18 protein-coding genes and 1 pseudogene are annotated in these 18,697 nt (G+C 66.2%); 8 read left to right on the top strand and 11 right to left on the bottom strand.

Annotated elements, in window-relative coordinates; translation table 11 throughout:
- Positions 1-16 precede the first annotated feature (16 nt).
- From EGY25_RS14110 to EGY25_RS14085, 6 genes are all read right to left on the bottom strand, one after another.
- Positions 17-1,501 carry a putative 2OG-Fe(II) oxygenase gene (locus EGY25_RS14110; protein ID WP_135195676.1) on the bottom strand — a complete coding sequence of 495 codons (1,485 nt, stop codon included), beginning with the start codon at positions 1,499-1,501 and terminating at the stop codon, positions 17-19.
- Positions 1,498-2,478 (bottom strand): RluA family pseudouridine synthase, encoded by a 981-nt coding sequence (locus EGY25_RS14105; protein WP_135196052.1) that lies wholly within the window; start codon positions 2,476-2,478, stop codon positions 1,498-1,500. Before EGY25_RS14105 ends, EGY25_RS14110 begins: the two co-directional genes overlap by 4 nt.
- 74 nt (positions 2,479-2,552) lie before the next feature.
- Complete coding sequence (gene crcB / locus EGY25_RS14100; protein WP_135195675.1) at positions 2,553-2,948, bottom strand: fluoride efflux transporter CrcB; 396 nt, start codon at positions 2,946-2,948, stop codon at positions 2,553-2,555.
- 40 nt (positions 2,949-2,988) lie between these two features.
- Positions 2,989-3,477 (bottom strand): CC0125/CC1285 family lipoprotein, encoded by a 489-nt coding sequence (locus EGY25_RS14095; RefSeq protein ID WP_135195674.1) that lies wholly within the window; start codon positions 3,475-3,477, stop codon positions 2,989-2,991.
- A 65-nt stretch (positions 3,478-3,542) separates the two neighbouring features.
- The gene (locus tag EGY25_RS14090) at positions 3,543-4,268 is read right to left on the bottom strand and encodes an RluA family pseudouridine synthase (RefSeq protein ID WP_135195673.1); all 726 of its coding nucleotides are present in this window, start codon (positions 4,266-4,268) and stop codon (positions 3,543-3,545) included.
- Positions 4,269-4,284: 16 nt separating this feature from the next.
- Entirely contained in the window at positions 4,285-5,613 is a 1,329-nt protein-coding gene (locus EGY25_RS14085) for a replication-associated recombination protein A (protein WP_135195672.1), read from the bottom strand.
- A gap of 75 nt (positions 5,614-5,688) precedes the next feature.
- On the opposite strand from EGY25_RS14085, the gene EGY25_RS14080 reads away from it, so the two are divergent.
- Positions 5,689-6,111 (top strand): VOC family protein, encoded by a 423-nt coding sequence (locus EGY25_RS14080; protein ID WP_135195671.1) that lies wholly within the window; start codon positions 5,689-5,691, stop codon positions 6,109-6,111.
- Between the two features lie 6 nt (positions 6,112-6,117).
- Here the strand turns inward: EGY25_RS14080 and EGY25_RS14075 are convergent, their stop codons facing one another.
- Both EGY25_RS14075 and EGY25_RS14070 read right to left on the bottom strand, forming a co-directional pair.
- Complete coding sequence (locus tag EGY25_RS14075) at positions 6,118-6,321, bottom strand: hypothetical protein (protein ID WP_135195670.1); 204 nt, start codon at positions 6,319-6,321, stop codon at positions 6,118-6,120.
- A 41-nt stretch (positions 6,322-6,362) separates the two neighbouring features.
- Entirely contained in the window at positions 6,363-7,766 is a 1,404-nt protein-coding gene (locus tag EGY25_RS14070) for a Do family serine endopeptidase (protein WP_135195669.1), read from the bottom strand.
- Between the two features lie 345 nt (positions 7,767-8,111).
- Here EGY25_RS14070 and ettA point away from each other — a divergent pair, with 345 nt between their 5' ends.
- Both ettA and EGY25_RS14060 read left to right on the top strand, forming a co-directional pair.
- A complete protein-coding gene (gene ettA, locus EGY25_RS14065; RefSeq protein WP_135195668.1) occupies positions 8,112-9,779 on the top strand; it encodes an energy-dependent translational throttle protein EttA in 1,668 nt (555 codons plus the stop codon).
- A gap of 29 nt (positions 9,780-9,808) precedes the next feature.
- The gene (locus EGY25_RS14060; RefSeq protein ID WP_135195667.1) at positions 9,809-10,735 is read left to right on the top strand and encodes a 2-hydroxyacid dehydrogenase; all 927 of its coding nucleotides are present in this window, start codon (positions 9,809-9,811) and stop codon (positions 10,733-10,735) included.
- Positions 10,736-10,737: 2 nt separating this feature from the next.
- On the opposite strand, the gene EGY25_RS14055 is transcribed toward EGY25_RS14060, so the two are convergent.
- Positions 10,738-11,136 carry an EF-hand domain-containing protein gene (locus tag EGY25_RS14055; protein ID WP_135195666.1) on the bottom strand — a complete coding sequence of 133 codons (399 nt, stop codon included), beginning with the start codon at positions 11,134-11,136 and terminating at the stop codon, positions 10,738-10,740.
- Between the two features lie 119 nt (positions 11,137-11,255).
- Between EGY25_RS14055 and EGY25_RS14050 the strand changes: the two genes are divergently transcribed.
- The 5 genes from EGY25_RS14050 (at position 11,256) to metH (ending at position 17,469) form a co-directional block, all read left to right on the top strand.
- Positions 11,256-12,215, top strand: a complete 960-nt coding sequence (locus EGY25_RS14050; protein WP_135195665.1) for an ArsR/SmtB family transcription factor — start codon at positions 11,256-11,258, stop codon at positions 12,213-12,215.
- Positions 12,215-13,150 carry a methylenetetrahydrofolate reductase [NAD(P)H] gene (gene metF / locus EGY25_RS14045; RefSeq protein WP_135195664.1) on the top strand — a complete coding sequence of 312 codons (936 nt, stop codon included), beginning with the start codon at positions 12,215-12,217 and terminating at the stop codon, positions 13,148-13,150. Before EGY25_RS14050 ends, metF begins: the two co-directional genes overlap by 1 nt.
- A gap of 160 nt (positions 13,151-13,310) precedes the next feature.
- A complete protein-coding gene (locus EGY25_RS14040) occupies positions 13,311-14,393 on the top strand; it encodes a homocysteine S-methyltransferase family protein (RefSeq protein WP_135195663.1) in 1,083 nt (360 codons plus the stop codon).
- Positions 14,393-14,803, top strand: a complete 411-nt coding sequence (locus tag EGY25_RS14035; RefSeq protein ID WP_135195662.1) for a hypothetical protein — start codon at positions 14,393-14,395, stop codon at positions 14,801-14,803. The genes EGY25_RS14040 and EGY25_RS14035 overlap by 1 nt, the downstream gene beginning before the upstream one ends.
- Positions 14,803-17,469 (top strand): methionine synthase, encoded by a 2,667-nt coding sequence (gene metH, locus EGY25_RS14030; protein WP_135195661.1) that lies wholly within the window; start codon positions 14,803-14,805, stop codon positions 17,467-17,469. Before EGY25_RS14035 ends, metH begins: the two co-directional genes overlap by 1 nt.
- A gap of 49 nt (positions 17,470-17,518) precedes the next feature.
- On the opposite strand, the gene EGY25_RS14025 is transcribed toward metH, so the two are convergent.
- The gene (locus tag EGY25_RS14025; protein WP_135195660.1) at positions 17,519-18,073 is read right to left on the bottom strand and encodes a hypothetical protein; all 555 of its coding nucleotides are present in this window, start codon (positions 18,071-18,073) and stop codon (positions 17,519-17,521) included.
- A gap of 139 nt (positions 18,074-18,212) precedes the next feature.
- Positions 18,213-18,697: pseudogene (locus EGY25_RS16595) on the bottom strand (TonB-dependent receptor); the annotation flags it as partial.

Here is an 18,697-nt window from a genome sequence, read left to right as displayed (position 1 = left end):
CAAAGGTCCGTTGAAATCAGGCCGGCACGACGTCGAACGCCAGCGTCAGACGTGACGCCTCGCCCCCGAACGGCTGGGTGCCGTGCCACATATAGGAAGGAAACAGCACCAGCGTCCCCGGCTGGGGCTGCACATGGTGTTCGGCTGCAAGGTTCGGCAAGCCGGGCGGCGCACCGAACCGCAACCAGCCCTCGCGCACCTCGCCCGCAACCTCTGGCGGCAGTTCGATATGGCAGGCCGACGACAGCCAGCCGTTCGAATGAATATGGTCGGCGTGAAACCCGTTCGGCCGCAACCGCACCGACCAGCTGCCCTGGATGCGATACTCGCCGGTGTTGCGCGCCCTCAACGGATCGTCGCCCTGACCGACCGCCGCCATGTAGTCGCGGATCGGCCGGTCGATGACCTGGAAGAAGGCTTGGATGGCCGGATCGTCGCTTTCGGACAGCGCAGCGGCGGTCTGCGATCCCCCGCGCAGCGACTGACCCACCGGATGGGTCTTCAGCGTGTGCAGCTGATGCAGCGCCTTGGCCAGATCGACCAGATAGGCGTCCAGCGACGCCCACCCCTGCGGCGTCTCCAGCCGATAGGGACGCACGAAGGCGTCGTAGTCGTACATCCGGCCATAGCGATCATCGCCCAGCATCCGCCAGGCGGTCGCCTGGAAGGCCAGCACATGCTGGTTCAACGGCTCTCGCGCCCGCAGCGCCTCGATCGGAACCAGCGCCGCCTCGGCCTCGCCCAAAGCCAGTAAACACTCCGCCTGGGTCACCATGATCGCCGCGACCTCGCCGCCGGCCAGAGCCGCGGCGCGGTTCGCATGATCCAGGGCGCGTCGCGCATCCAGCATCAGGCACGCCTGCGCCGCCGCCAGCTCTCCCGGCCCATCCAATGGCCCGGCGACCAGCGTGCGATACGCCCGCTCAGCCTCCCCGGCGTATTCCAGCAGCCGCGCCTTGATCTGACGCGGCATGGGCGCGGCGGGCGATGCGACGATGGCGGCGTCCAGCGGCGCGCAGGCTGCCTCAAGATCGGCGTCGCGCATCCAGATCAACTGGCTCAGATCCCTCAGCGCGTCGCCATAGCCGGGTCGTCGCGACAGCGCCTGACGATAGGCGTCCTCGGCCTCATCGAACCGGCTCTGCGCCTGCAACGCGCGCGCCAGAACCAGCCAGGTCTCCGGCGCGTCCCCGCCGACAGTCATCGCCCCGCGACAGGCGACCTCCGCCTCGGCCGCCCGGCCCAGATCGCCAAGGGTCGAGGCCAGATTGTGCCGCGCAGGCACGCTGTGCGGCCGAACCGCGACCAGTCGCTGGGAGGCAGCCGCGCTTTCCGCCAGACGCCCCGCACGTTTCAGCAAGTCGGCCTGAACCGACAGCGCCTGCCACGGCGCGTTCGCATTTGCGACCACCGGCGTCAGCACGTCCAACGCCTCATTCAGCCGCCCAGCGGCGACCAAGGCCTTTGCATGCTCGACCTGTGCCTGCCCGACCGCCGTCACCGGATTCGCTTCACGCCCAGGAAGGGATCGTCCTCCGCCTCGTCCTCCGAGAAGCCGAAGTGGGCAAAGCCGGCCTTCATTTCGGGGCTCAGCGGCGCCGTGACCTTCAGCACGCCGCCGCGCGGGTGATCCAGTTCAATACTGCGCGCATGCAGTTGCAGCTTCAGCGGCCCGGATAGTTCCTTGGATTTCTCGTCCCCGTATTTGGGGTCGCCCAGGATCGGGTGACCGATCCCGGCCATATGGGCGCGCAGCTGGTGCGTCCGCCCGGTGAAGGGCCGCAACGCCATCCAGGACGCCCGGTGCGAGGCGCGGCTGACGGTGCTGAACGCCGTCTCGGCCGGTTCGGCCTTGGGGTCCTTGCGCTCGGCCGGGCGCATCATCTCGAAGTCGTTGATGCCGGTCTTCTTCAGCGGCATGTCGATCTGGCCCGAATAGGGTTTCGGATTGCCGATCACGATAGCCCAGTAGGTCTTCTTGGCCTGACGTCGGGCAAAGGCCCCGGCCAACCGCTTGGCCGACTCCGGCCCCTTGCCCAGCAGCAGGACGCCTGAGGTATCGCGGTCCAGACGGTGAACCAGGCGCGGACGATTGACCCCCTCGCCCCAGGCCGACAGCAGACGGTCGACGTGACGGCTGGTTTTCGTTCCGCCCTGGACCGCTAGGCCGTGCGGCTTGTTAATCGCAATGACCATGTCGTCTTCGTACAGGACCAGCGACTTGACGAACCGGATGTCCTGCTCGGACAAAGTGTGCATGTCCCCGGCTTGGCGCGAGGTGTCGTCCGGAATCGGCGGCACGCGCACGGCGGCCCCGGCGGTCAGGCGGCCTTCGGGCTTGATGCGGGCGCCGTCCACGCGGATCTGGCCGCTGCGGGCCATCTTCTGCACCTGGATATTGGACAGGTGCGGCCAGCGGCGGCGGAACCAGCGGTCCAGGCGGATGCCGTCCTCGTCCTCCGCGACGTAGATCGTCAGAACTTCGCGTTTCGGGGCGTCCTTGGGGGCGTCTTTTTCAGCGTCATGCGGCTCGTCCGCTGGAGAATAGTCGGTCAAAGCGGAGCTCCAAGGGCGCGGCGGGCGATCATCAGGCCGACGAACAGGGCGACGATCGCCAGGACGACCGAGCCGACCACATAGGCGGCGGCCAGGCCGATTTCGCGGCGCTCGATCATCTGCGCCGCCTCCAGCGAATAGGACGAAAAGGTCGTGAACCCGCCCAGCACGCCGACGGCGGCGAACAGCCTGACGGCCTCCTGCTGCGCCCCGCTCCGGAACGCCAGCCAACCGACCAGCAGACCCATCAACAGGCCGCCCAGAACATTGGCCGCGAACGTGCCCAGCGGCCAGCCGATGTTGGGCGCCAACCGGCCCACGGCGAGCCCCAGCCCATAGCGAGCCATGGAGCCGATGGCTCCGCCCGCCGCAACGAGAAGAAAACGTGTCATCGTGCGGCCTTCTATACGCCGCACGCGCCGAAAGCGATGGTCAGCGCGGGATGGAACCCTGGACCGAGCGCCCATCATAGGCGTTGGGGCGATCCGGCTTCTGGCCCCGACCCAGAACGACCTCCAGCGTGGTCGAGGTCGGCTGCGGACCGCTGAAGTTCAGACCCACGCCCACCCCGACGCCGGACGCGGAATAGCCGCCGTAGCGGCTGCTGCCGCCGCCGATGGACACGCTGGGGCGAACGCCGCCCGCACCACCCGGTCGCCCATCGGTCCAGCTCTGGGTCACCTCGAACCAGTCGTAGCCCTGCTCAGTGGTCAGATCGGCGGCGCGCAGCAAGGCCCAGTCGGCGACACGCCCGGCCGCTCCGACGCCGTTATAGCTGACGCGATAGCGGTTGGATTCGATCCGCTGCTCGGAATACCCCTGCCCGTTCGGTCCCTGCTGGGCGCCGTAGGGGGCCAGGCTGGCGCAGGCGGTCAGCGCGAGGGCGGAAAGGCCGGTCAAGGCGATGGCGAGACGCTTCATCATAGGTATCCTTTCAACCACATAGCGCCAAAACCGACACGACGTTCCCTAAGGAGACGGGCGACCTACAGGCCCAGAGCCGCACGCAGTCTGGCGAAGTCCTCGGGCGGCGGCGTCTCCACCGTCGTCGTGCCGCCTTCGGGATGGGGAAAGCTCAGCCTAGCGGCGTGCAGCATCAGGCGCGGAGCCGGCCCGACCGGCGTGGTCAGGGCGCCGCCGTAACGCACGTCCCCGATCAACGGCCGACCGATGTGCGCCATATGCACCCGCAGCTGGTGCATCCGCCCGGTCAGCGGCTCCAGCTCGACCACCGCTCCCTCCGGTCCCGAGGCCAGGGTCCGGTATTTGCTCTGCGAGCCCTGCGCGCCCGGCGCATCGAAGGCGACGACGCGCATATAGCTTTCGCGCCCGATCTCCTCGCGGCGCAGCGGCGCGTCGATGGTCGCAGACGCCGGTTCGGGCGCGGCCGACAGCAGGGCCAGATACTGTTTTCTGAACCGCCGCATCTGCAGCGCCTTGCCCAGGAAACTCGCCGCCGGCTTGGTCTTGGCCGCCAGGATCACGCCCGAGGTGTCGCGATCCAGCCGATGCACCAACTCCGGCCGCTTGCCGTTCGACCGCGCAAAAGCCCACAGCAGGTCGTCCAGCGTATGGGCCTGGATCCGCCCGCCCTGGCTGGATAGGCCCGGCGGCTTGGAAAAGGCGATCACATGGGCATCCTCGTGGATCACCCACGAACGGACGGCGGCGATCTCATCCTCGGACAGGACGACGGGTTGGCGGGTTGTCATCGGGGGCTTCTAGAGGTCAGTCGCCCGCCGCGTCCACAGCGCCGTCCACCGCCATCCGCGCCCGCATCTCGGCCCAGCGGTCCAACCGCGCCTTGACCTTCTCCTCATGCCCCTCGCCCTTGGGCTTGTAGAAGGTGCGGCGCTCCATCTCGTCGGGGAAGAAGTTCGCGCCGGAAAAGCCTTCGGGCGTATCCGGATCATACTGGTAGCCCTTGCCGTAGCCGAGCGACTTCATCAGCTTGGTCGGGGCGTTGCGGATATGGGCGGGCGGCATCAGCGAGCCAGTCTCATAGGCCGCCTTCTTGGCCGCCTTGAACGCTTCGTACACCCCTACAGACTTGGGCGCGGTCGCCAGGTGGACCACCGCCTGCGCCAGGGCCAGTTCGCCCTCGGGGCTGCCCAGGAAGTCGTACGTATCCTTGGCCGCATTGGCGACCAGGATCGACAGCGGGTCCGCCTCGCCGATGTCCTCGACCGCCATTCGCACGATCCGCCGCGCCAGATACAGCGGATCCTCGCCCCCGTTCAGCATCCGCGCCAGCCAATACAGCGCCGCATCCGGATCCGACCCGCGCACCGATTTATGCAGGGCGGATATGAGGTTGTAGTGTTCTTCTCTCGACTTGTCGTAAGCCGGCGCGCGCCGCTGCAGCACCCCGGCCAGACCCTGCACGTCCAGCATTTCGCCTTCGGGCAGGTCGAACAGCACCTCCGACATCGTCAGCAGATAACGCCCGTCGCCATCCGCCAGAGCCAGCATCGCCTGCCGCGCCTCGGGCGACAGCGGCAGGGCCTTGTCCATATGCGCCTCGGCCCGGCTCAACAGTTGATCCAGCGCCGCGTCGTCCAGCCGCTTCAGCACATAGACCTGCGACCGCGACAGCAGCGCCCCGTTCAGCTCGAAACTGGGGTTCTCGGTCGTGGCCCCGACCAGGGTGACCACCCCCGACTCGACGAAGGGCAGAAAGCCGTCCTGCTGGGCGCGGTTGAAGCGGTGGATCTCGTCGACGAACAGCAGGGTGCTCTGCCCCGCCGCCCGCCGCATCCGCGCCGCCTCGAACGCCTTCTTCAGATCGGCCACGCCCGAGAAGACGGCGCTGATCGCCTGATATTCATAGCCCGCCGCCTGGGCCAGCAGCCGGGCGATGGTGGTCTTGCCGGTGCCGGGCGGCCCCCACAGGATCATCGAGCCCAGCCGTCCAGCCTCGATCATGCGCCGGATCGGCCCACCCGGCCCCAGTAGATGATCCTGCCCCACCACCTCGTCCAGCGTGCGCGGGCGCAGGCGGTCAGCCAGGGGCGCATCGGGGGGCAGAATGCCGGAGGCTTCGAACAAATCGGTCATGCTTGCGACCTATGTAGTCATTCGCCGAGCGCTTTTCACGCGCTAGTATGGCGGCCCGCCAAGGAGACCGCCTTCATGACCGCCGCCGATCCGAAGCAGGGTCCGACTGCGGGCCTGACGCCCCATCTGACGATCCCGTCGCGCGGCGCCTCGGCGGCGGTGGACTTCTACATCATCGCCTTCGGGGCCGAGGTGCTGGACCGCAAGCTGGCCGACGACGGCGAACGCCTGATGCACGCCCATCTGAAGATCAACGGCGCCAGCGTCATGCTGAACGACGAGTTCCCGGAATACGCAGGCGGCCAGGACGTGCGTCCCGCCGGCGTCACCCTTCACCTTCAGGTCCTCGATCCTGACGCCTGGTGGACCCGCGCCATGACCGTCGGCGGCGCAGAGCCGGTCATGGACATGGCCGACCAGTTCTGGGGCGATCGCTACGGCGTCCTGCGCGACCCCTTCGGCCACACCTGGTCCATCGGCGGTCCGACGAAGGGCTGAGGATGGTCAGTCCCTGTCGAACGTCTCCGCCGCGCGCTTCTTCTCCGCCGCCACATTTTCAATCTTCGTCATCTGGTGATCCATCCAGGTGGCGGGACGGACGACGTGGCCCTTCCGAGCAAGCCATGACGCAATCTTCCAGGCGGCGATCACGAAGACAGCAAAGCCAACAGTTCCACTAAAAAGTCCGAAGATCGTGGGCTCACTCATGGCCTAACATCGCCACAACCGAAGACTGTGTCCAGCCTGACTTATCGCAGCACGCCCCTTATCTGACGGCCGCCGCGGTTGACCACGACCTCCCACGGGCCGCGCCCGGAACTGGCGGTCTCGACGTCGCGGGCGCTGGCGATGGCGCGGCCGTTGATGCTGACGATCAGGTCGTTTTGGCGGAAGCCCGCACGTGCGGCGTAGCCTCGGCCGGAGACGCCGGTGACGATGACGCCCGTGGCGAACGGATCGCCGCCCAGCCGGTCGGCCAGGGCCGGGTTCAGGGCCACGACCTCGGCCCCGGCGAAGGGACCGGCGGCTATGGTGACGCCCTGTTTCGGATCGGCGTCGCCCGGCAGGGGCTGAACGCGCGCCGTCAGGGTCTGCGCCCGCCCGTCGCGCAGTATGGCGACCTGGACCTGGTCGTTCGGATTGCGTGAGCCGACGCGATAGTTCAGCCCGCCCTGGTCGTTGATTTCCTGACCGTCGACGGCGGTGATCACGTCGCCCTGACGCACGCCCGCGCGAGCCGCCGGGCCATTGGCGTAGACGTCTGTGACGACCAAGCCCTGCGGCCGGGTCAGGCCCAGGCTGCCGGCGATGTCGCCGGTGACCGTGTCGCCCTTGACCCCCAGCCAGGGCCGAACGACCGTCGTCGCGCCGCCCAGCGCCGAATCCACCACACGCTTGACCATGGCGGCGGGCACGGCGAACCCGACCCCGGCCGACGAGCCTGAGCGGGAGAAGATGGCGGTGTTGATGCCGATCAGGTCGCCGTCCATGTCCACCAGGGCCCCGCCTGAATTGCCGGGGTTGATGGCCGCGTCGGTCTGGATGAAGGAGCCGCTGTCGGAAATGCCGGTCTCGGTCCGGTTCAGGGCCGAGATGATGCCGTTGGTCACCGTCTGGCCCACGCCGAACGGATTGCCGATGGCTAGGACCAAGTCGCCGACCTGCTGCTCCTCCTGATCGTCGATGGCGAGGACCGGCAGGCGGTCGCTGACGTTCTCCAGCCGCAGCACCGCGATGTCGCTGCGCTCGTCGGCCAGGATGACTGTGGCGGGAAACTCGCGCCGATCGTTCAGCACGACCTTGATCTGTTGGGCGCCGTCGATGACGTGATTGTTGGTCACCACGATCCCGTCCGAGCGGACGATGACGCCCGACCCGACCGATTCCGCCACCCGCGCCTGGGGGATGCCGCCACCGAAGAACTGGAAGAAGGGATCGGCCTGGACCCGCTGCACGCTGCGGGCCGAGATATTGACTACGGCGGGCGCGGCGGATCGCACCACGGGGGCGAAGCTGGACTTCATGCCTGCCGCGTCGGACGGCGCCGTGCGCGTCGGCTGGGCGAACTCGCCCTCCTGCGCCCTCGAATTGTTGGGATTGCCGCACGCCGACAGGGCGAAGGCGGCGACGAGCACGATCGATCGGGTCTTCATGGGCATCCAGAAAGTCAGGCTTCAAGCCACGCCATACCGCACCCGGTTTCGGGCCGGATCAAGGCGTGGGAGCCTGATCAACGGACAAGCTTTCGGCATGTTCCCGCACCCTTGTCTCCTCCACACAGCGTGGGGAGGGGGACCGCGCGAAGCGTGGTGGAGGGGCTCTTGAAGTCCCACAGGCGTCCGCGAAGGCCCGGCGCTCCGCCCAGCCCTCCAAACTTCGCAGCGAAAGCACGAGGACGCACTCGCCTGTCCGTCGCCTTATTTGCTCTCGGGCGTCAGGATCGCTACATCCGGCCCAACTCCCAAATCAGACGAATCCGAAGGGCGAAACCGCACCTCATGGCGCAGCAATATATTTTCCAGATGCAGGGTCTTACCAAGACCTTCCCCGGCGGCCGAAAGATCTTCGAAAACATCTGGCTCAGCTTCTACAACGACGCCAAGATCGGCGTCGTGGGCGTCAACGGCTCGGGTAAGTCCACCCTGCTGAAGATCATGGCCGGCCTGGACACCGAGTTCACGGGCGAAGCCCGCGCCGCCGACGGCATCAAGCGCGGCTACCTCGAACAAGAGCCCAAGCTCGACGACAGCCTGAACGTTCGCGAGAACGTCGAGGCTTGGTGCGAAGAGAAACAGTGGGTCAACCGCTTCAACGCCATCGCCACCGAAATGGCCGAGAACTACACTGACGAACTGATGGAGGAGATGACCGCCCTCCAGGAGAAGATCGACGCCGGCGATGTCTGGGACATCGACAGCCGCATCGAAATGGCCATGGGCGCCCTGCGTTGCCCGCCCGACGATTGGGAAACGGCCAACCTGTCCGGCGGTGAGAAGCGTCGCGTGGCCTTAGCCCGCCTGCTGCTGTCCAAGCCCGACATGCTGCTGCTCGACGAACCGACCAACCACCTGGACGCCGAATCCGTCGCCTGGCTGCAGCACCACCTGGAAAACTTCCCCGGCTGCGTCATCCTGGTGACCCACGACCGCTACTTCCTGGATCTCGTCACCAAGTGGACGCTGGAGCTGGACCGCGGCAAGGGACACCCGCACGAGGGCAACTACTCCTCGTGGCTGGAAGCCAAGACCAAGCGCGTCATTCAGGAAAACTCGGAATCCGAAGCCCGCCAGCGCGCCCTTAGCCGCGAACTGGATTGGGTCCGCTCCGGCGCCAAGGCCCGTCAGGCCAAGTCCAAGGCCCGTCTGGCCGCCTACGAGCGGATGGTGGATGAGCAGGAATCGATGCGCGGCGCCCAGACCCACGCCCACATCCAGATCCCGCCTGGACCGCGCCTGGGCAATGTCGTGCTGGAAGTCGAAGGCCTGAAGAAGTCCTATGGCGACAAGACCCTGTTCGACAACCTGACCTTCAAGCTGCCGCCCAACGGCATCGTCGGCGTCATCGGCCCTAACGGCGCCGGCAAGTCGACCATGTTCAAGCTGATCACCGGCCAGGAAACCCCTGACGGCGGCACCGTCAAGGTCGGCGAAACCGTCAAGCTGGCCTATGTCGACCAGTCGCGCGACGACCTGAAGCCGGACGAGACCATCTGGCAGGCCATCTCGGGCGGCACCGAAGTGATGATGGTCGGCAAGCGCGAGATCAACACCCGCGCCTATGTCGGCAGCTTCAACTTCAAGGGCGGCGACCAGCAGAAGAAGGTCGGCCAACTGTCCGGCGGTGAGCGCAACCGCGTCCACCTGGCCAAGACCCTGGCCTCGGGCGGCAATCTGATCCTGCTCGACGAACCGACCAACGACCTGGACATCGAAACCTTGCAGAACCTCGAAGAGGCTCTGGAGGGTTTCGCGGGCTGCGCCGTGGTCATCTCCCACGATCGCTGGTTCCTGGACCGTCTGGCCACCCACATCCTCGCCTTCGAAGGCGACGGTCACGTGGAATGGTTCGAAGGCAACTTCGAAGCCTACGAACAGGACAAGATGCGCCGCCTGGGCGCCGACAGCATCATCCCCAAACGCATCCAGCACCAGAAGTTCGGGCGCTGATCGCCTGACCTGAAAAGAGGAGCCGCTGCATGACCCAACGCCCCGCCGTTCTCATCATGCAGCGGCATCTCGCCCCGCTCTCGGGGTTTCTGGAGAGCGCCTACGACGTCTATCGTTTCTGGGAAGGTCCGCCGATTGAGGCGGCTCACGACATCCGCATCATGGTCGTCGCCGGCGAGGCTGCGCTGGACAAGGCGCTGATCGAACGCCTGCCCAATCTCGACCTGATCGCCTGTTTCACCTCGGGCTATGACGGAATCGACATCGGCTGGTGCCGTGAGCGCGACCTGCCCGTCACCCATGCCCCCGGCGTCAATCACGAGGATGTCGCCGATCACGCCCTGGGCCTGATCCTCGCCGCACGCCGCCAGATCGCGTCGGGTGATCGTCAGGTCCGTTCCGGCGGCTGGACCGCCGAGACCCGCACGATCACCGCCTCCCTCGGCGGCCAGAAACTGGGCATCATCGGCCTGGGCCATATCGGCAAGGCCGTCGCCGACCGCGCCGAAGCCTTCCGCATGGCGGTCAGCTGGTGGGGCCCGCGCCCGCACGACGCCGAATGGCCGCGCGCCGACAGCCTGCTGGCCCTGGCCAAGGCCAGCGACATCCTCGTCGTCGCCTGCAAGGCAGACGAGACCAATCGTGGCCTGATCTCGCGCGAAATTCTCGAAGCCCTCGGCCCCGACGGCCTGCTGGTCAACGTCTCGCGCGGTCAGGTCGTGGACGAAGATGCCCTGATCGCCGCCCTGAAATCAGGAAGTCTGGGTCAGGCCGCGATTGATGTCTTCATCGAGGAGCCGACCGACCCGAACCGCTGGGCCGACGTGCCCAACGTCGTCCTGACGCCCCACACCGCCGGGGCCACGACCGCCGGGGTGCAGGGCATGCTTATGCTGCTGATGCAGAACCTTCAGGCGCATTTCGCGGGCGAACCGCTGAAGACGCCCGTCGTCTGAGTTCAGCGGGGACGCTGCGGCCGCTCGTCCGCCGTCACGACGCCGTCGCCGTTCTTGTCCAGCGTCTTGAACTGGGCGTCGACGCCGATGTTGAACTCGTCGCGCGTCACTCGACCGTCCGCGTCCGTATCCATCCGCGTCAGCATCCGACCGCCGCGCGCATTGGCAAGTTCGTTTGCATCGACCAGATCGTCGTCATTGGCGTCCAGCCGATCGAACATCTGGGTCATCCGGGCCTGCATCTGCGCCAGGCTCTCGCGCTCCGGCGGCCGCATCCCGCCCATCTGCCCGTCCATCGGTGGACCCGACATCTGCGGCATCGGCGGCTCAGGAAAGTCGCTCTGGGCCAACGCCGGACCGGCGGCGGCGAGAGCGAAGGCGGTGATCAACAGGTGACGCATGGGACTGCTCCAAAAGGGCTCTGAACCCTTGAACGCACGCACGAACTATTCCCGTCGCGGCCCCGTCATGAAAGCGATTTCGCTTGCCAAATCATATAAGGATATCTTTATATGAACATATGAGCCTGTCCGCCGATCAGACTGTCGAAGCCCTGCGCGCAGCCGGAGAACCCACCCGCCTGCGCATCCTGTCGCTGCTGGCCGGCGAAGAGCTTTCGGTCATGGAGATGTCGCGCATCCTGGACCAGAGCCAGCCGCGCGTGTCGCGCCATCTGAAGCTGATGACCGACGCCGGCCTGATCGAACGCTTCCCGGACGGCGCCCGCGTCTATTACCGCCTGTCGCACGACGCCCAGGCGCGCCGCCTGATCGACACGGTGCTGGACATCCTGGCCGAGGATGCCGGTGAGGCCGATCACCGCCGCCTGGACGAGGTTCGCAGGGATCGCGAGGAAGCCGCCGTCACCTATTTCGAACAGGTCGCGCCCCAGTGGGACCGCCTGCGCTCGCTCTACGTCAGCGAGACCGCCGTCGAAGCCGCCCTGGAAAAGGCCGTCGGTCCCGGTCCCTTCGAACGAGTCGTCGATCTGGGCACCGGCTCGGGCCGGATGCTGACCCTGTTCGGCAAGAAGGCCAAGATGTCGGTCGGGCTGGACCTCAGCCAGAACATGCTCAACATCGCCCGCACCAACGTCACCAAGGCCGGGCTGGACAAGGTCGAGCTGCGCCACGGCGACATCTTCGCCACCCGCCTGCCCGCCGCCAGCGCCGATCTGGTGATCGTTCACCAGGTTCTGCACTACCTGTCCGACCCATCCGCCGCCGTCGCCGAGGCCGCCCGCCTGGTCAGCCCGAACGGCCGCCTGGTCATCATCGACTTCGCGCCCCACGACTTCGAACATATGCGCGAGGCGCACAAGCATCGCCGCCTCGGTTTCGCCGACAGCGAGATCAATGGCTGGCTGCTGGACGGCGGCCTGACGCCCTCCGCCCCCATCGCCCTGCCGCATGACGCCGAGGGCCTGACCGTGACCATCTGGACGGCGGAACGCCGCGTCCAGGACAGAAAGACCGCCTGATGGCCTCCTTAGCTGACGCCCGCGCCCTGCTGCTGTCGCCCCTGGGCCCTGTCGCTCGCGCCGGGTCCAACCGCGACGACGTGCGCGTCTCGTTCGAGTTCTTCCCCCCCAAGACCGACGAGGCCGAGGCCAATCTGTGGAAGGCGATCCGCCGTCTGGAACCGCTGAACCCCGCCTTCGTCTCGGTCACCTATGGCGCCGGCGGCTCGACCCGTGAGCGGACCCACCGCACGGTCCAGCGGATCATCGCCGAGACCAGCTTGCGTCCCGCCGCCCACCTGACCTGCGTCGAGGCCAGCCGCGAAGAAGTTGATGAGGTCATCGCGGGCTACAAGACCATCGGCGTCGATCACATCGTCGCCCTGCGCGGCGATCCACCGGGCGGTTCCGGCATCGGCGGCGTCTATCAACCTCGCTCAGACGGCTATGCCAACGCCACCGAACTGACCCAGGCCATCAGCCGCGCCGGCGGGTTCGACGTCACCGTCGGCGCCTACCCCGAACGCCACCCCGAAAGCCCCTCCATCGACCACGACATCGACGTGCTGAAGGCCAAGGTGGATGCCGGCGCGACGCGCGCGGTCAGCCAGTTCTTCTTCGACATCGACGCCTTCCTGCGTTTCCGCGACCGGGTGCGTGCGGCGGGCGTCACCATTCCGCTGATCCCCGGCGTCATGCCCGTGTCCAACTTCGCCGGTCTGACCCGAATGTGCGGCGCCTGCGGGGCCAGCATCCCCGACTGGCTGAAGGCCCATTTCGACGGACTGGACGACGACCCGGAGACCCGCAAACTGCTTGCCGCGTCCGTCGCCGCCGAGACCTGCGCGCGTCTGCAGGAAGAGGGCTTCTCCGACTTCCACTTCTACACCCTGAACCGCGCCGATCTGGTCTATGCGATCTGCCGCGTGCTGGGCGTGCGTGAGGCCTCGCAATGACGCCGACGACCAAATCCTCCCCCGCCCCTTCGCGGGGGAGGGGGACCACGAAGTGGTGGAGGGGGCGACCCCAGACACAGGCGTGTGAAGTCGCCCCCTCCACCACCCTTCGGGCGGTCCCCCTCCCCCGCTTCGCTTCGCTCGCTGTGGAGGATCAAGTATGACCCGCGCTGAACGCATCGCGGCCCTGCATCAGGCGGCCAAGGAACGGATCCTGGTTCTCGACGGATCCTGGGGCGTGATGATCCAGCGGCGCGGCCTAGACGAAGCCGACTTCCGCGCCGACCGTTTCGTCGCCGCCAACGGCTATGACGAAAAGCACCAGATGAAGGGGAACAACGACATCCTCTGCATCACCCGCCCGGACATCATCTCGGACCTGCACGACCAGTATTACGGCGCGGGCGCCGACATCTCCGAGACCAACACCTTCTCCGGCACCACCATCGCCCAGGAAGACTACGCCCTGGACGCCCAGGCGGTGTGGGACATCAATCTGGAAGGCGCCAAACTGGCCCGCGCCGCCGCCGACCGCTGGACGGAGAAGGAGCCGCACAAGCCGCGCTTCGCCGCCGGTTCGATCGGTCCGCTGAACAAGATGCTGTCGATGTCGTCCGACGTGAACGACCCCGGCGCGCGACTGGTCACCTTCGACCAGGTCTATGAGGCCTATCGCCATCAGGTGAAGGCGCTGAACGAAGGCGGCGTCGACCTCTATCTGATCGAAACCATCACCGACACGCTGAACTGCAAGGCCGCGATCAAGGCGATCAAGGACCTGGAGGACGAGGGCATGGACGCCCTGCCCATCTGGATCAGCGGCACCATCACCGACCGGTCGGGCCGCACCCTGTCGGGCCAGACGGCTGAGGCCTTCTGGAACAGCGTGCGCCACGCCAAACCCTTCGCCGTTGGTTTCAATTGCGCCCTCGGCGCCGACCTGATGCGGCCCTTCATCGCCGAGCTTAGCCGCGTCGCCGACACCCTGGTCGCCGCCTATCCCAACGCCGGCCTGCCCAACGCCATGGGCCAATACGACGAGGAGCCGCACGAAACCGCCCACTTCATCGAGGAATGGGCCGCCTCCGGCCTGGTCAATATCGTCGGCGGCTGTTGCGGCACGACGCCGGACCATATCAAACACGTCGCCGAAGAGGTCGCGCCGCTGAAGCCGCGTGCGATCCCGGAACGGCCGGTGGCCTTGCGCCTGTCGGGGCTGGAACCATTCGAGATGGTGGCGTGATGACGCCGTGTATCGGCTATTTTTCCGATGAGTTAAGAGCATTAGCTCATGCCTCGGAAGGTGCCCTCACAATGGACGGAGATGCTGCGGGTGATTTCGAGGCGATCTTCTATCCCCCGACTGGCGCCTTAGAAGTCATTGTCAAAGCCCCGACCGTGAGCATCGCTTGGGAATATCTCTTTATAGAAGACGTCCCCGTGAGCGACCGTGAAGTAGCAGATCGTCTGCTCGCCATTTGTGATGGAATTCTAGCCGGCACCGCCAGTTCGCACAGAAGCGGCCTACCGATTTGCCGGCGCATCGAGACAGCCGTTTCACTGAAGACAAGAGGCCTGGATACGGTGTGGAGAGATCGCTCAACCGTATTCTTCGACTTCGGTCACGCGAACCAAGCAAGCAGAAAAGCCTGATGCGTCCCACCTTCATCAACGTCGGCGAACGGACCAACGTCACCGGCTCAGCCAAATTCCGCAAGCTGGTGGTCGAGGGCGACTATTCAGCGGCTCTGGACGTCGCCCGGCAACAGGTCGAGGCCGGCGCCCAGATCATCGACATCAACATGGACGAGGGCCTGCTGGACGGCGTCGTCGCCATGCGGACCTTCCTCAACCTGATCGCAGCCGAGCCCGACATCGCCCGCGTGCCGGTGATGATCGACAGCTCCAAATGGGAGGTGATCGAGGCAGGCCTGAAGTGCGTCCAGGGCAAGCCCATCGTCAACTCGATCAGCATGAAGGAGGGCGAGCAGGCCTTCCGCGACCATGCGATCAAATGCCTGCGCTACGGCGCCGCCGTCGTGGTTATGGCCTTCGACGAGGTGGGCCAGGCCGACACCGCCGCGCGCAAGATCGAGATCTGCACCCGCGCCTATAATATCCTGGTCAACGAGGTCGGCTTCCCGCCCGAGGACATCATCTTCGATCCCAATATCTTCGCCGTGGCGACGGGGATCGAGGAACACGACAACTACGCCGTCGATTTCATCGAGGCTGTGAAGGTCATCAAGGCCACCCTGCCCTACGCCCGAATCTCGGGCGGGGTGTCGAACGTCTCGTTCAGCTTCCGCGGCAACGAACCGGTGCGCCGGGCGATCCACAGCGTCTTCCTGTATCACGCCATCCAGGCGGGCATGGACATGGGCATCGTCAACGCCGGCGACCTGCCGGTCTATGACGACATCGACCCGACCCTGCGCGAGGCGGTCGAGGACGTGATCCTGAACCGCCCGCAGCGCACCAATGTCTTCAATACGGAGCGCCTCGTCGACATCGCGCCCAACTACAAGGGCGACAAGGGCGTCGCCCGCGTCGTCGATCTGAAATGGCGCGACCAGCCTGTCGCCGCCCGTATCTCACACGCCCTGGTCAACGGCATCACCGAATATATTGACGCCGACACGGAAGAAGCCCGCCTGTCGTTCGACCGCCCGCTGCACGTCATCGAAGGTCCGCTGATGGACGGGATGAACGTGGTCGGCGACCTGTTCGGCTCGGGCAAGATGTTCCTGCCGCAGGTGGTGAAGTCCGCCCGCGTGATGAAACAGGCCGTGGCCTGGCTGGAGCCCTTCATGGAGGCCGAAAAGGCCGGCAAGCCGCGCGAGCAGGCCGGCCGGATCTTGATGGCCACGGTCAAGGGCGACGTCCACGATATCGGCAAGAACATCGTCGGCGTCGTGCTTCAGTGCAATAACTACGAGGTCATCGACCTGGGCGTCATGGTCCCGGCCGACCGAATCCTGGACGCCGCCGTCGAGCACAAGGTGGACATCATCGGCTTGTCCGGCCTGATCACCCCGTCGCTGGACGAAATGGTCTTCGTCGGCGCCGAGATGGAACGGCGCGGCTTCGACATCCCCCTGCTGATCGGCGGCGCCACCACCAGCCGCACCCATACAGCGGTCAAGATCGAGCCCGCCTATCGCCGGGGTTCGACCACCTATGTCGTCGACGCCAGCCGCGCCGTCGGCGTGGTCTCGGGCCTGCTGTCCAAGACCGACCGGGTCAAGAACGAGGCCGCCACCCGCGACGAATATATCCGCATCCGCGAGCAGTACGCCCGTGGTCAGGAGGTCAAGGCTCGTGCGACGCTGCAACAGGCTCGCGAGAACCGTTTCCGCATCGATCCGTCCCAACCCATGCCCGGCAAGCCTTCCTTCATCGGCGTGAAATCGTTCGACGCCTGGGACCTGAAGGACCTGGCCGACCACATCGACTGGACCCCCTTCTTCGCCAGTTGGGAGCTGATCGGTCGCTATCCGCTGATCCTGGACGACGAGATCGTCGGCGAGGCCGCGCGCGACCTGTTCGAGGACGCCAAGGTCATGCTGAAGCGGATCATCGACGAGAAGTGGTTCTTGGCCAAGGGCGTCGTCGGCTTCTGGCCCGCCCGCGCTGACGGGGACGATGTCGCCGTCTTCGCCGACGAAAGTCGCTCCGAAGAGATCGCCCGTTTCCACACCCTGCGCCAGCAGATCAAGAAGTCGAACGGCAAGCCGAACCTGGCCCTGTCCGACTTCATCGCAGAGGACGGCGAGGACTATATCGGCGCCTTCGCCGTCACCGCCGGTCATGGGGAGCTGGAAGTCGCCAAACGGTTCAAGGACGCCGGCGACGACTATTCTTCCATCCTGGCCACGTCGCTCGCCGACCGCCTGGCCGAGGCCTTCGCCGAACGCCTGCATAAGGAAGTCCGCACCCAGCTATGGGGCTACGCCGCCGACGAAACGGCCGACATCGACGCCCTGATTTCCGAACAGTATCAAGGCATCCGCCCCGCCCCCGGCTATCCGGCCCAGCCCGACCACACGGAAAAGGCGACCCTGTTCCGCCTGTTACAGGCCGAAGACAACGCCGGCATGGCCCTGACCGAGAGCTATGCGATGACGCCGCCCGCCTCGGTCTCCGGCCTCTATTTCGGCCATCCGGGCAGCCACTATTTCGGCGTCGGCAAGATCGATCTGGATCAGGTCGAGGACTACGCCCGCCGAAAGGGCTGGGATGTGGCGACCGCCGAACGCTGGCTGGCCCCCATCCTCAACTACGATCCCTATGCCGCCAAACGCGAAACGGCGGCCTGAGCCGAAGCTCAAGCCGCCGTGTTTGTCAGTCAGGTCGCGCGAATACCGCCTAGTTGATGCCGACGATTTCCAGCGTGGCGGGCGGCGTCGTAACATTGTTGCGGATACGCCGTGCAGCATGTTCGCAACGACCGGGCAGCCCGAAGAACAGGCCGAAGGATTGGCTGCGGGCTTCCGCGTCGGGATTGCTCATCAGCGTCGCCCACTGGGCCTTGACGCCGGCGACGGCCTGTTCGGCCTCGGCCTTGGAGGCCGCCGACTGACGCGGCGCAGCAGCCGCTAGAGCGCCACGGAAATCCTGAGCTTCGAGCCGACCCAGACGAACCAGTTCCACGTCCTCGGGCGCCTTGGTCGGCAGGGTGTCGCCCAAATCGGCATGCCCCGTCACCAGCGCATCGCACCACGCCACCAGCGGATAGTCGGCGCTGGGCGCGCCCCGCGGCAGCGGCCGCGCATAAGCGATCGCTTCTCGGGTTTTCAGCGCATCGGCGGTCTCGCCCGAACGATTGCCCGTGACGATGGGGCCATCTTGGGTTTGGGCGACTACGGAGCCTGCGGCCAGCAGCGACAGTGCCGAGATACCGGGAACGAGGAGTTTGAGCATGGTCTTCCTTCAGGAGCGCCGCGAACGGGCGACGATCATCAACGCTCGCCCGCCCCGATGGTTTTTCTACGGCGGCGCTTAAACGAAAAAGGCGGCGGAGCGTTGCTCCGCCGCCTCAGTTTCGTGTCGTTGACCGGCCTTAGAACTTGGCGGTCATGCCGACGTAGTAGCGGCGACCCAGGACGTCATAGGTCGACGGGTCGGTGTTGGCTTGAACGCCCGGCGAGAAGACGTTGGGCTCTTCGTCCGTCAGGTTGTTCACACCGGCGCGCACGACGACCGTGTCGTTGACCGACCACGACCCGTTGAGGTCGAAGTAGTCGATGGCGGGCAGAGTGTCGCCGCCGCCGAAGACGGTCATTTCGCCCACGCGGCGCCAGCGTGCGCCGACCGAGACCGGTCCGCTGGACCAGTTGATCGAGCTCAGCGTCTTCCATTCCGGGAAGGTGTTGCCGAACGAGCTGGCGATCGTGCCGGTCCGGTCGGTGAACACGCCGCCTTCGACGACGTTGTCTTCACGGTTCTCCAACCAGCTGACGACCGTGTTCAGGTCGATCGTGCCCCAATCGGGAGCGCCGATGTCAGCAAGGGTGAAGCGCCAGTCAACCTGAAGGTCGACACCCG

It is taken from the genome of Brevundimonas intermedia (assembly GCF_004614235.1).
Classification (GTDB): Bacteria; Pseudomonadota; Alphaproteobacteria; order Caulobacterales; family Caulobacteraceae; genus Brevundimonas; species Brevundimonas intermedia_A.
The sequence above is the reverse complement of the archived record's forward strand: the minus strand, read 5'-3'. Positions and strand labels throughout refer to the sequence as shown.